At 68.3% G+C, this 12,171-nt stretch carries 11 protein-coding genes and 1 tRNA gene; 9 read left to right on the plus strand and 3 right to left on the minus strand.

Annotation, left to right across the window (positions count from 1 at the left end):
• Positions 1–879 precede the first annotated feature (879 nt).
• Both tmk and GZ998_RS02880 read left to right on the plus strand, forming a co-directional pair.
• A complete protein-coding gene (gene tmk / locus GZ998_RS02875; protein ID WP_219108863.1) occupies positions 880–1,557 on the plus strand; it encodes a dTMP kinase in 678 nt (225 codons plus the stop codon).
• Between the two features lie 353 nt (positions 1,558–1,910).
• Positions 1,911–3,176 carry a DNA polymerase III subunit delta' gene (locus tag GZ998_RS02880; protein ID WP_162678893.1) on the plus strand — a complete coding sequence of 422 codons (1,266 nt, stop codon included), beginning with the start codon at positions 1,911–1,913 and terminating at the stop codon, positions 3,174–3,176.
• A gap of 37 nt (positions 3,177–3,213) precedes the next feature.
• On the opposite strand, the gene GZ998_RS02885 is transcribed toward GZ998_RS02880, so the two are convergent.
• The gene (locus GZ998_RS02885) at positions 3,214–4,143 is read right to left on the minus strand and encodes a helix-turn-helix domain-containing protein (protein ID WP_161923481.1); all 930 of its coding nucleotides are present in this window, start codon (positions 4,141–4,143) and stop codon (positions 3,214–3,216) included.
• A 163-nt stretch (positions 4,144–4,306) separates the two neighbouring features.
• On the opposite strand from GZ998_RS02885, the gene GZ998_RS02890 reads away from it, so the two are divergent.
• Positions 4,307–5,917 (plus strand): alpha/beta hydrolase, encoded by a 1,611-nt coding sequence (locus GZ998_RS02890; RefSeq protein WP_219108865.1) that lies wholly within the window; start codon positions 4,307–4,309, stop codon positions 5,915–5,917.
• A 95-nt stretch (positions 5,918–6,012) separates the two neighbouring features.
• Here the strand turns inward: GZ998_RS02890 and GZ998_RS02895 are convergent, their stop codons facing one another.
• Positions 6,013–7,095 carry an asparaginase gene (locus tag GZ998_RS02895; protein WP_219108867.1) on the minus strand — a complete coding sequence of 361 codons (1,083 nt, stop codon included), beginning with the start codon at positions 7,093–7,095 and terminating at the stop codon, positions 6,013–6,015.
• A 122-nt stretch (positions 7,096–7,217) separates the two neighbouring features.
• Here GZ998_RS02895 and GZ998_RS02900 point away from each other — a divergent pair.
• The 3 genes from GZ998_RS02900 (at position 7,218) to GZ998_RS02910 (ending at position 8,670) form a co-directional block, all read left to right on the plus strand.
• Positions 7,218–7,290: transfer RNA gene (locus GZ998_RS02900), tRNA-Thr, on the plus strand.
• A 165-nt stretch (positions 7,291–7,455) separates the two neighbouring features.
• Positions 7,456–7,788: an Lsr2 family protein gene (locus tag GZ998_RS02905; protein ID WP_136194231.1), complete on the plus strand. Its 333-nt coding sequence runs from the start codon at positions 7,456–7,458 to the stop codon at positions 7,786–7,788.
• 144 nt (positions 7,789–7,932) lie between these two features.
• The gene (locus tag GZ998_RS02910) at positions 7,933–8,670 is read left to right on the plus strand and encodes a phosphoglyceromutase (protein ID WP_219108870.1); all 738 of its coding nucleotides are present in this window, start codon (positions 7,933–7,935) and stop codon (positions 8,668–8,670) included.
• Positions 8,671–8,823: 153 nt separating this feature from the next.
• Here the strand turns inward: GZ998_RS02910 and phoU are convergent, their stop codons facing one another.
• Positions 8,824–9,483 carry a phosphate signaling complex protein PhoU gene (phoU, locus tag GZ998_RS02915; RefSeq protein ID WP_219109024.1) on the minus strand — a complete coding sequence of 220 codons (660 nt, stop codon included), beginning with the start codon at positions 9,481–9,483 and terminating at the stop codon, positions 8,824–8,826.
• Positions 9,484–9,557: 74 nt separating this feature from the next.
• Here phoU and GZ998_RS02920 point away from each other — a divergent pair, with 74 nt between their 5' ends.
• From GZ998_RS02920 to GZ998_RS02930, 3 genes are all read left to right on the plus strand, one after another.
• Positions 9,558–10,865 carry a cell wall metabolism sensor histidine kinase WalK gene (locus tag GZ998_RS02920; protein WP_219108872.1) on the plus strand — a complete coding sequence of 436 codons (1,308 nt, stop codon included), beginning with the start codon at positions 9,558–9,560 and terminating at the stop codon, positions 10,863–10,865.
• The gene (locus GZ998_RS02925) at positions 10,862–11,566 is read left to right on the plus strand and encodes a response regulator transcription factor (RefSeq protein WP_161923486.1); all 705 of its coding nucleotides are present in this window, start codon (positions 10,862–10,864) and stop codon (positions 11,564–11,566) included. The genes GZ998_RS02920 and GZ998_RS02925 overlap by 4 nt, the downstream gene beginning before the upstream one ends.
• Before the next feature lie 109 nt (positions 11,567–11,675).
• Complete coding sequence (locus GZ998_RS02930; protein WP_161923487.1) at positions 11,676–12,170, plus strand: CarD family transcriptional regulator; 495 nt, start codon at positions 11,676–11,678, stop codon at positions 12,168–12,170.
• The last annotated feature ends 1 nt before the right edge of the window (position 12,171 follow it).

Here is a 12,171-nt window from a genome sequence, read left to right on the forward strand (position 1 = left end):
GCTCCCAACCGTCCCAAAACCCATGAGACTCAACCGTCCCAGAAGTCATGAGACTCAACCGTCCCAGAAGTGTGGAGACAGCACAGTCACCGAAAGGTACGAAGCGTCGGTGCAAAGGTACGAACCGTCATGCGAAGTGCCGAACCGTCGCGAGAAGTGCGGAAGCGTCGCGCGGGGCGTACGCACGAACCGGCCCGGTCCGCGCCCTTCACAGCGGTGTACTGCTCCACTCCGGTGATCACCTCCCCGTAGTGCCTGGGGTGCGGTAGCAGAGTCGCTGGAGCTACTGGCCGGCGCCGTCAGCGGTTGCCGCCCCGGTCCAGGTGCCGCATGGCCTCAATGATTTCGGCGATTTGTCAATGCCTTCAACACGGCCGGAGCCGTCGGCCCGAGTACCGCGCTTGTCTACTTGGACCATCTGCGTGCGCCTATGGGCAGATCCGGGGAGGCATGGCTGGTTCAGGTAGGTGCGGCTGGTTCAGACAGACATGGCTGTTCCAGCCAGGCGCGGGCCAGGCAGCCGCGCCCTGGACACCGCCCGACCTCACTCCCGGCGCGCTCACACCGGACGAGCTGCAATAGCGGCTCTTTGAGTCCGAGGCTTGGGGTTTGCGGCTCGGCGTGAGCCCAGCCACCGTATGGAGTTCTACGTGCCGGCCTTTTGCGGCAGCGGTAGAGGCGCGCCAGCGTGCACGCGCTGGTGTCATGGAATGCACCACTTTGGGACTCACTGCCGTCGGTCCCGCTGGCTGTGTGCGCGGAATCGTGCGGTTTGTCGGATTCGGAAGAGGATCCGCAGTCGGAAAGTGGTGCCTTTTATGACAGGGACAGGGCGGGGACCAGCCCTGTCCTGGCACGGTCTGCGGCTACCCTGACGCCGTGAACTTGTCCGCTTTCGCCCCGGTGCCGCCTGCGCACGCCTATCCCGGCCTGTTCGTCTCCTTCGAGGGCGGTGACGGAGTCGGCAAGACCACCCAGATCGAGCTGCTGAGCGAGGCGCTGGGCAAGTCCGGTATCGCCCACCGGCGCACACGTGAGCCCGGCGGCACCGAACTCGGTGCACAGATCCGTCGGCTGCTGCTCCACGGCGGTGAAGTGAGCCCGCGGGCGGAGGCCCTGCTGTATGCCGCCGACCGCGCCCACCACGTCGACTCGGTCGTGCGTCCCGCGCTCGCTCGTGGTGAGGTGGTACTGACCGACCGCTATTTGGATTCCTCAATCGCCTACCAGGGCGCCGCTCGGGCGCTCGGTCCCCAGGAGGTGCGTGACCTCTCCTTGTGGGCTACCGGAGGCCTGCTGCCTGACCTGACCATACTGCTCGATGCCGAGCCTTTCGTCGGCGCCGCACGCGCCGGCGCGCGCGGGCCGAGCGATCGCCTGGAGCAGGAGCCAGTCGCCTTTCACTCCGCACTGCGCGAGCAGTTCCTGGTACTGGCGCGGCAGGAGCCCGAACGCATCAAGGTCGTTGACGCCGACCGGCCTGTGGAAGAGGTGGCCGCCGAGGTGTGCGGATTAGTTGAGCGGCTCATTGCCGTCCATGGGGCGGGGCGCAGCTGAAGGCCTTCCGCGCCCTCTCCCGCCGAGGTCGGTGGACGTTACGTGCCGAGGTCGGTAGACGTAACGTCAAAAATGATGACAAACGGGGGCGTCGACGTCCACGACGCTCTTGAAAATGGCGAAACCATGCGGGTGCCGAACCGCTGTGAGCGGCCACGCGAGTCGTTTGTCATCGATTTTGACACCCGGGCCGCTCCGCGGGACGTGAAGGTAGGTCGAGCTGTCCGCCGGGGCGAGCAGGCAGGTGCTCTGGCGGGCTTTGTGGCTGAACGTGTCGGCGGTTGCCGTTAGCCTGGTGCCGTGATCCAGTCTTTGACGCCCGCCGCGGAGAACGCAACCAGGTGGTGCCTCGGATGAGCGTGTGGGCCGATGTCGTCGGCCAGGAGAAGGTGGTCGCCGCCTTCCAAGCTGCCGCGGAGGCCGCACGCATGAGTGTTGCCGCCCGCGGCGCGGCTGCCGACGCCGCACGCGTGGCTGCTGGTACTCGGGGGGGTGATTCCAGCCCCGCTGAAATCGGCATCACCGACTCGGCCGGCGCTGTCGATACGTCGGCCATGACCCACGCCTGGTTGGTGACCGGGCCGCCCGGCTCCGGCCGGAGCGTCGCCGCCCGCGCCTTCGCAGCAGCCCTGCAGTGCACCGGGGAAGTACCCGGCTGCGGGGTGTGCAAGGCCTGCCGCGACGTGATGAGTGGCGCCCACCCGGATGTGGTGCGCATGGCCACCGAGAAGCTCCTGATCACGATGGACGAGGTCAAGACGCTGATTGGGGAAGCGCAGCGCCGTCCCTGGACCGGCCGGTGGCGGGTGATCCTGGTGGAGGACGCCGACCGTATGGCCGAGCGCACCACCAACGTGCTGCTGAAGTCCATTGAGGAGCCGCCCCCGCAGACCGTATGGATCCTGTGCACGCCCAGCGCCGACGATGTACTACCCACCATCCGCTCCCGCTGCCGGCTGGTGACGCTGCGCGTTCCGCCCGCCGACGCCGTGGCCGAGCTGCTGGTGCGCCGCGACGGCGCCGACCCGGAGCTGGCGGCCCGCGCCGCCCGCGCCAGCCAGTCCCACATCGGGCTCGCCCGCCACCTGGCCACTGACGCCGGCGCCTGGGAGCGGCGCCGCCGCTTGCTGCTCGCCCCCATCTCCCTGCGCAGCGTAGGGGATGCCGTGCTGGCCGCCGCGGACCTGGTGGACGCCGCCGAGGAGGAGGCGAAAACGGCCACAGCTGAGCGTGACGCCGCCGAGAGGTCGGCGCTGCTGCGCGCCCTCGGGCTGGAGGACGGCGCGCGCGTGCCGCCGTCGCTGCGAGCCCAGGTACGTCAGCTGGAGGAGGACCAGAAGCGGCGCGCTCGGCGGGCCCGCACCGACGTGCTCGACCGGGCCATGATTGACCTGCTGTCCTTCTACCGGGACGTGCTGGCGGTCCAGCTTGGCAGCGACGTGGAGCAGGTCAACATCGACCTTGCCGAGGCCGTCTCACAGGTGGCCGCCGCTACCGTACCGCGCCAGTCGCTGGCGCGCATCGGTGCCATTGAGGAGTGCCGTGAGCGGCTGCGGTCCAACGCCGCGGTGCTGCTGGCGGTCGAGTCGCTCATGGTGCAGCTGCGCCCCCAGGCCTGAGCACCGCAGGGGCGCGCCGATTCCGCCCGTGGCAGGTCTAGCGCGGCTCGGCCGTGGCGGTATCCGCCGGCGCCAGCTCGGTGGCCGCCCAGGAAGACAGCAGCCGCAACGCCTCCGCGCTCGCGCTGCCCGGTTCCACCCCGTACACGAGCATGCTCATGCCGGGGGTGGTCGCCATGGCGGCGGACTCGTAGCACAGGTGAATCTCCCCGACGATCGGGTGGTTCACGACCTTCTCGTTGCGGCACACGTAGCGGACGTCGTGGCGCGCCCACAGGTCGGAGAACTCCCGGCTGCGCGTGGACAGCTCCCCGATGAGTGCCTGCAGGCACGGGTCGGTCGGGTCCTCGCCGGCGCGCAGCCGCAGCATCGCCACCAGGTCCTCTGCGCCTGTCTGCCAGTTGGGGAAGAATTCCCGTGCACGCGGGTCCAGGAAGATGAAGCGGGCCATGCTCGGATGCTCGGCTGCTACCTCCGGGATCGGGTCCACGAACATGGGGTGGTACAGCGCCCGTGCCATCGTGTTGGCCGCCACGTAGTCTCCCGAACCGTTGCGCACCGCAGCAGGCATGGGCATCGCGTCCAGCAGCCACTGGGTGTCCGGCCGTATGGTGCAGCTGTTGGCGCGCCCGCGCCGACGCCGTATCCGCCCCATAGGGGTGACGGTGCGGGCTAGGTCGATGAGGTGCTGGCGCTCGGCGTCATCCAGCAGCAGCGCGGAGGCGAGCGCTTCCAGCACCTCATCGGAGGCGCCGGCTGCATTGCCCCGCTCCAGGCGCGTGTAGTAGTCCACGCTCACCCCTGCGAGCATGGCGACCTCCTCGCGGCGCAGCCCGGGTACGCGGCGGCGCCCGCCGACGACGGGTAGGCCCACCATCTGCGGCTGCACCTTGGCCCGACGCGTGGTTAGGAAGTCCTTCAACTCAGCGCGGGCGTCGGCGGGCATGGGGGAGGACGACTGGCTCATGCAAGCAAGGTTAGACGCCAGATGTAGGGCGAGGCAGGCCCGCCCAGGCCCTGTCAGGCGTTTCGGCACGACGCTGGGGCGAGCCTAACGGCTGGGTCGCAATGGGGAGGAATCCACCTTGCACAGTCAGGGCCGCTTGAGCACGTAACCGTAGGCTGCACGCGTGAGTACTCATTCGGGACGCCCCCGCCGCGTTCTCGCGGCTCTCACCGTCGTCCTCACCGCGACTGGCCTGGCCGCGTGCGCGGTGCTGCTTCCCGCCACTGATGTCAGCCCCTCCGCGGCGGCCCGGGCGACCGACGCCGCCGCCTCGGTGCCCGCCGGCCTGGAGGACTTCTACTCCCAAGACGTCGACTGGTATCCGTGCGTTGATACGGGCATGGCCGAGGCCGAGGGCGCCGCCGACTTCACCTGCGCCTATGCGAGCGTGCCGCTGGACTACTCCGATCCGAGCGGGCGGCGCATTGATATCGCGATGAAGCGCCGTGCCGCCACTGGCACCGCGATCGGCAGCCTGTTCATCAATCCGGGCGGACCGGGAGGGTCGGGTGTCAGCCTGGTGGAGTCCGCGGAGGGCTACTTCTCAGACGCCCTGATGCGGTCATACGACGTGATCGGCTTTGACCCGCGGGGCGTGGGCAGCTCCACCGCCATCGACTGCCTGACCGATGCCGAGCTGGATGAGGAGCGCGCTGGGTCGGGGGACCAGGCGAGTGCGGGCAGCGAGGCGTCGGACGCCGCTGCTGCCCAGGACGCGGTGGCGGAGTATGTCGAGTGGTACGAGGGCAAGTGCGCGGCGAACACTCCCGCTGACCTGCTGGACCACGTCGACACGGTCTCTGCGGCCCGGGACTTGGACGTGCTGCGCGCCGTCATTGGCGAGGACCTGCTGACTTACCTCGGCTATTCCTACGGAACATACCTAGGCGCCACCTACGCCGAGCTCTTCCCCAGCAACGTGGGCCGCATGGTCCTCGATGGCGCAATCGACCCGACTCTCAGCGCCGGGGAGGTCACCTTGGGGCAAGCGGCTGGCTTTGAGAAGGCGCTGCGCGCTTATGTGGAGGACTGCCTCAGTGGCAATAAGTGCCCGTTGCGGGGCGATGTTGATGCCGGCGTCTCCCAGATCCAGGACTTCCTGCAAGTCACTGCGGATGCGCCGATTCCGACTTCCGACCCGGACCGGCCCCTGACCTATTCGCTCGCGGAGTCTGCGATTTTGGGGATCATGTATCAGTCGGAGTCATGGTCGGTGCTGAGTGAGGGGCTGGACCAGGCGATGAATCATGACGACGGCTCGGTGCTGCTGCGCGTCGCCGATCTGTTCGCCTCCCGGCAAAGTGACGGCACCTACAGAGGCAATGGCAATGAGGCGATCAATGCCATCAACTGCCTGGACTATCCCGTGGTCGGCGACGCCGACAGCTGGGAGGCGGAGCGCGAGCAGCTTGAGGCGATCTCTCCGACCTTTGGCGCGGACCTGGGTTATTCCGACCTGTTCTGCCGTGTCTGGGGGCATGCGTCCAGCCGGGAGCGCGCCGAGATTCACGCCTCCGGCGCCGCCCCGATCCTGGTGGTGGGCACCACCGGTGACCCGGCCACGCCTTATGCGTGGTCGCAGGCCCTCAGTGAGCAGCTGGAGGACGGCCATCTGGTCACCTGGAGGGGTAATGGGCACACCGCCTACGGGCGAGCGGACGCCTGCGTGGCCGATGCCGTTGACAACTACCTGCTGGCGGGCGTCCTGCCGGAGGAGGGGCTGACCTGCGGCTGAGCGCCTGCCGGGAGCCTGCGGGGCAGGCCGGCAGGGCAGGCCCGCGTGCCAGAGTGCCGACGGCGGGTGGCCGGGGCGCATTGGCGGCGGGCGTTTCAGTGGCGGGTGGCCGGCGCCGTGAGCTCTCCGGCCAGGTCTCGGCCCATCCACTTCCCCAGCTCGGCACCGCGCAGCCCCTGGGAGGCGAGGAACTGCAGCTTCGCATAGGCGGCCTCAAGCGTCATGTCGCCGCTGCCGACGGCGCCGGCCTGTGCCGCGCCCGCGCCGGCGGCATAGCGCCCGAGCGCCACCTCTCCCTGAGGGCACTGCGAGGCGATTACCACCGTGACCCCGTCCCGGACCGCCTGGGCCAGCACGTTGACCGGGCCGTCCGCGGCCGCGGGCAGGTTCCCCACGCCGAATGCGCGCACGATCACGGCCACGGGAGCTGGTGTCAGTGCGGCCTTCAGGCGCGCGGAGCTGAGCCCTGGTGCCATGTCGATTACCGGCACGTCGTGGGCAGTGTAGGGCAGTGGCGCGGACCAGCCGACACCGGTGCGCGGGGCGCGGGGCGACCAGTGCCAGGGCGCGCCGGCGACGGCGAGCGGGGGCGTGTTTGGTGACTCGAAGCCCTGTAGCGACCAGGTGGAAGTCTTCGTGGCCCGGTTCCCGGCCAGGAGGCGGCCGCCGAAGAAAAGGTGTACCCCGCGGGGCGCGCCCTGGGTGAGCGCGTATACGGCTCCGGTGAGGTTTGCGGCGGCGTCGGAGTCGGTTGCGCCCGGCGGCAGCTGCGAACCGGTGACCACGACCGGTTGCTCGAGGTCGAAAAGTGCATAGGACAGCGCAGAGGCCGTATAGGCCATGGTGTCGGTGCCGTGCAGCACGACGAATGCGTCTGCGCAGCCAGCGTGGCGCTGTACGTCGTCAATGACTTGCTGCCAGGTGTACGGGGTGGTCTCCGCGGAGTCAAGCAGGGGTTGCAGGGTGGTGAGCGAGTATGTTGCTCCGGGCGCCGACGACGTTCCCGGGGCAGGTGATTGTGGTGACGGTGGGATGGTCGGAGGTCTCGTGCATACGGTCTCGGTGAATCCTGGAATCAGCCTGGGCAGCCAGCCTCCGAGGTCGGCGCCGGGCTGGAGCCCGCGGGGCGAATCGGTCATGCCGATAGTGCCGCCGGCGTAGGTGAAGTGGATGTGCATATGGCCAGGGTACGCAGCTCTGGGGCCCCTTTTGTGCTGCAAACCACCTCACGTGATTGGGCTGCCGGATTGCGTGTCCCGGCCTTCACGCGGTAGCGTGCGTCTCGCCGCTGCGGCGGCAGGCCACCTTAGCTCAGTCGGCAGAGCGATTCACTCGTAATGAATAGGTCGTGGGTTCGATTCCCACAGGTGGCTCCGAGCATTCGCCTCCCCAGGAGTTAGTTCAACGCTGAAACATACTCCGACTTGCCGGTTATTGGATTTCCTTGCTTCAATTGGCCATATATGCCTATCCTGTTACCCGGGATGATCCCGCGCTAGAGGCGGGGCCCGCATATGTCTGTGGCAAGGAGGACCAATATGGCACAGAAGACCCAAATTGTGCTTGTGGATGACATCGACGGCTCTGAGGCGACTCAGACCATTACCTTCGCTCTCGATGGCGTCACTTACGAGATCGACCTCAACGAGGAGCACGCCGCCGCCCTGCGCGAGTCGATCGAGGAGTGGACCGTGAAGGCGCGCCGCCGCGGCGGACGCCGCACGCTGCGCCGTCGCCCGCCGACGGGCGTCACCCAGAAGATTCGTGAGTGGGCGCGGGCCAACGGCTACGAGGTCTCGGACCGCGGGCGTATTCCCGCCCCGGTCCGTGAGGCCTACATGGCGGCTAACAACCCCAGCAACAACGGCTGACCTGGGCGTTTCACCGCCCATCCGCGCGCGGTGCCGCGGCGTATTCGCCAGGCGCCGACGCCGAAGGCACGTTCCCAGGCCCCTGGATCCTTTTTAGGACCCAGGGGCCTGGTGGCACCCGGCCCGTCCTGGCACAATGTCCTCATGGCTTACACCCTTGTGCTGCTCCGCCACGGCGAGAGCGATTGGAATGCTAAGAACCTGTTCACCGGCTGGGTGGACGTCGCGCTGTCGGAGAAGGGGCGTGCCGAGGCCGTCCACGGCGGTGAGCTCCTCAAGGAGGCCGGCGTCCTGCCCGATAAGCTCTTCACCTCCGTGCTGCGTCGCGCCATCATGACGGCGAACCTCGCCCTGGATGCCGCTGACCGCCACTGGATCCCGGTGGAGCGGCACTGGCGCCTGAACGAGCGCCACTACGGCGCCCTGCAGGGTAAGAACAAGAAGGAGATTCGCGAGCAGTACGGCGACGAGCAGTTCATGCTGTGGCGCCGCTCCTATGATGTGCCGCCGCCGGCCATTGAGCTCGGCTCCGAGTTCTCCCAGGACACCGACCCGCGCTACGCCGGCGAGCCGATTCCCGCCACCGAGTGCCTGAAAGACGTCCTGGCCCGGCTGCTGCCGTACTGGGAGGAGACCATCGTCCCGGAGATCAAGACCGGTAAGACGGTCATGATTGCCGCCCACGGGAACTCGCTGCGTGCCATCGTCAAGCACCTTGATGACATCTCCGATGAGGACATCGCCGGCGTCAACATTCCCACCGGTATTCCGCTCGTCTACGAGCTCGACGAGGAGACCCTGAAGCCCATCAAGAAGGGCGGACGCTACCTGGACCCCGAGGCCGAGGCGAAGATCGCCGCGGTAGCCAACCAGGGCAAGTGAGCCTGCGCGCCGTCCACTAGGACCTGCGCAGCCCGCTACGGGCATCCGGCTCCGCGCGTGCGACTTGGAGCATCTGACTCTGAATATCCGATTCCGAGCACCAGCAATGGCGGCGGGGCGGGTGGCGCGACTAGCGCGTCCCCGCCCCGCCGCCTACGCCTCGCTGGGGCCGGGAACCGTGATACCTGAAACCAGGTAGGCCATGCGCCGGGCAACCGACGTCGAGTGGTCCCCAAAGCGCTCCAGGAAGCGCCCCATGAGCACCGCGTCCACTACCTGCTGGCGGGATAGCTCGATGCCCGGATCGAGAATCATCTGGAACGACTCCCGGTGCAGCGCATCCAGCTCGGCGTCGCGGCGCTGGATCGCGGCGGCCAGCTCCAGGTCCTGGGTCTCAATGAGAGTGCACACGTCCCGGCCCGCACGCACGGCGGCGTCGGCCATTTTCACCATCAGGCCGAGGATGGGCTCGGGCACGGGAGCCTGCGGGTAGCGGCCTCGGGCGATGGCTGCGACGTGGCGGGCCAGGTCTCCCTGCCGCTCCAGGGTCTGGGCCATGCGCAGGGCGGAGATGACATTGCGCAGGTCACGGTCCACCGGCTGCTGCCGGGCCAGCAGCATCACGCACATGTCGTCGATGTCGCGCTGGAGGTCGTTTATGCGCTCGTCGGCGTCGATGACCTGCTCGGCGACGATGATGTCCCCGGTGCGCAGCGACTCGGCGGCGCGCTCGATGGCGGTGGCCACCTGCGCCGCCATCGACGCCAGATCCGTGCCCAGCTGTTTCAGTTCCTGGTTGAAGATGTCGCGCACGTTTAGCCTCTTCCCCGTCACGGCCGCGGAGCCGGGCTCGCGGAGCACCCGGCTACACCTCTACCCTAGGGGGCGTGGGAACCGTTTGGCTGATCATCGCGGTTGCCGTCGCGGGTGTCGCGGCCGGCGCCGCGGCGGGACTCGCCCTGGGGCACGCCACCCGTGACGCCCACGGCGACGGGATAGTCGCCGGATCCACCCTCGAGCGCGACGGCCTGATCCCCATCCTTGCGGCGCTGGGATCCGTAGTCGTGCTCCTCGACGACGACGGCGAGGTCCTGCGCGCCTCCGCGGCCGCCTACACCTACAACATCGTGCACGACGATGAGGTCAGTGAACCGCAAGTCGCCGAGATGGTGGAGCGCGTGCGCAGCACCGGGAAGGCCGCTGAAGCCGAGATCACGGTGGCACGCGGGCGCGTCGTCGGAGCGGGCAACTTCCACCTGCAGATCCGCGTGGCCGGCATCGGCCGCGGTCGGGTGCTGGTGCTGATTGAGGACCGCACGGCGGCCCGCCGCGTGGAGGACATGCGCCGAGACTTCGTCGTCAACGCCTCCCACGAGCTCAAGACGCCAGTCGGGGCGATCTCGCTGCTGGCGGAGACGGTGCGCGAGAACGCGGACGATCCAGCGCTGGTCGCCGACTACGCCGAGCGGATGAGCCGGGAGTCTCGGCGCCTGGAGCTGCTGGTGGGTGACATCATTGAGCTCTCCCGCCTGCAGGACGGCGACGCGCTGGTCGAACCCGAGGACGTCAGCGTTGATGAGGTGGTGGTGGACGCCCTGGATCGGGTGCGGGTGGAGGCGGACGCCAAGGAGGTGGCCCTTGTGTCCGGCGGCGTGGAGGATCTGCACGTACTCGGTGACGCCTCGCTGTTGGTGACCGCCGTCAGCAACCTGCTGGACAACGCGATCCGCTACTCCGACCCGCGCACGCGTGTGAGCGTGGGCCTGAGTGTGGACACTGACGATCCGGAACTGGTGCGCATCGCCGTCGTCGACCAGGGGATCGGGATCCCCAAGGAGGCGCAGGAGCGCGTATTCGAACGGTTCTACCGGGTGGACAAGGCCCGGTCCCGGGCTACCGGAGGCACCGGGCTGGGGCTGTCGATCGTCAAGCATGTTGCGGCCGATCACGGCGGCACCGTGGAGCTGTGGTCAACACCCGGCAGGGGCAGCACCTTCACCTTGGTGCTGCCGCGGCACCGGACCACGGCGGAGGTGGCGGGGCCTGCCCCCGAGGCGGTCCAGGCCGTGGCCAGGGGTGCTGCCGGAGCCTCCTTCGCGGCTATCGCCGCGATCTCCGACGCGCCCGCCCCGCGCGAGGCGCACACCCCACCCCCCGCAACGCCGGGCGCTGAACCGGAGGAGGAACGTCGATGACCCGCATCCTGCTGGTGGAGGACGAGGAGAACTACCGGGAGCCGTTGGCGCTTAATCTGCGGCGCGACGGCTTCGAGGTGGTGGAGGCGCAGGACGGCGCGGCCGCTGTGCGCCGCTTCGAATCCGCCGCGAGCCCGGACGGCCCCGGTCCCATCGACCTGGTTCTGCTGGACCTCATGCTGCCGCGCATGTCCGGTGCGGAGGTATGCCGACGGATCCGGCGCAGCTCCCGCGTCCCCGTCATCATGCTCACGGCGCGGGACGCGGAGATGGACAAGATCGCCGGGCTGGAGCTCGGCGCGGACGACTACGTCACCAAGCCCTACTCCTACAGGGAGCTCATTGCCCGGGTGCACGCAGTGCTTCGGCGCACCGCGGAGGAGGCTCCGGAGGAGTCGGTGCTCACTGCGGGGCGCGTGACCATGGATGTGGGCCGCCATGAAGTGAGCGTGGACGGGCAGCTGGTCGCCATGCCCAAGCGTGAGTTCGAGCTGCTTGAGCTCTTCTTGCGCCACCCCGACCACGTGCTCACCCGCGGCCAGATCATTGAGCGCCTGTGGGGTGCTAACTATGTGGGGGACACCAAGACACTTGACGTCCATGTCAAAAGGATCCGCGCCAAGATCGAGGAGGACCCGAGCTCCCCGAGGCTCCTGACCACGGTTCGCGGCGTGGGCTACCGCCTCGTTGCCGGGGCCTGACCCGCCGCCACCGGTTGCGCCGCACTCCCATGTGAGCTAGCTCCCCGGTCTTCGGGCGTCATTACCTGATAAACTATTACCCCGCGATTAATCTGGAGTGACCTCACACATGACATTCGAAGTCGGCGAGACCGTTGTCTATCCCCACCACGGAGCGGCTCGGATCATTGATATCCGTCAGCGCAAGGTCAGGGGCGAGGAGAAGACCTATCTGCAGCTCGAGGTCGCGCAGGGTGACCTGACGATCCTGGTCCCGGCGGACAGCGTCGACCTCATCGGGGTACGCGACGTGGTAGACGAGTCCGGGCTGGAGCGCGTGTTCGAGGTGCTGCGGGCCCCGCTGACGGAGGAGCCCACCAACTGGTCGCGGCGTTTCAAGGCCAATCAGGAGAAGATCGCCTCCGGTGACGTCATCAAGGTGGCTGAGGTCGTGCGCGACCTGTCCCGCCGGGACACCGACCGAGGCTTGTCAGCGGGGGAGAAGCGCATGCTCGCCAAGGCCCGCCAGATCCTCGTATCCGAGCTTGCCCTCGCGCAGAAGACCGCCGAGGAGGAGGCCGAGAACACCCTTGACGAGGTCCTCGGCTCCGGCACGGCCGCCTGAC

The organism is Actinomyces sp. 594, from assembly GCF_019325145.1.
GTDB lineage: Bacteria > Actinomycetota > Actinomycetes > Actinomycetales > Actinomycetaceae > Actinomyces.

Bases quoted from the DNA above. Each gene is read 5' to 3' on its own strand.
- GZ998_RS02880 (WP_162678893.1), top strand. From the start codon at position 1,911: ATGAGCGTGTGGGCCGATGTCGTCGGCCAGGAGAAGGTGGTCGCCGCC.
- GZ998_RS02885 (WP_161923481.1), bottom strand. From the start codon at position 4,143: ATGAGCCAGTCGTCCTCCCCCATGCCCGCCGACGCCCGCGCTGAGTTG.
- GZ998_RS02895 (WP_219108867.1), bottom strand. From the start codon at position 7,095: ATGCACATCCACTTCACCTACGCCGGCGGCACTATCGGCATGACCGAT.
- GZ998_RS02905 (WP_136194231.1), top strand. From the start codon at position 7,456: ATGGCACAGAAGACCCAAATTGTGCTTGTGGATGACATCGACGGCTCT.
- GZ998_RS02910 (WP_219108870.1), top strand. From the start codon at position 7,933: ATGGCTTACACCCTTGTGCTGCTCCGCCACGGCGAGAGCGATTGGAAT.
- GZ998_RS02925 (WP_161923486.1), top strand. From the start codon at position 10,862: ATGACCCGCATCCTGCTGGTGGAGGACGAGGAGAACTACCGGGAGCCG.
- GZ998_RS02930 (WP_161923487.1), top strand. From the start codon at position 11,676: ATGACATTCGAAGTCGGCGAGACCGTTGTCTATCCCCACCACGGAGCG.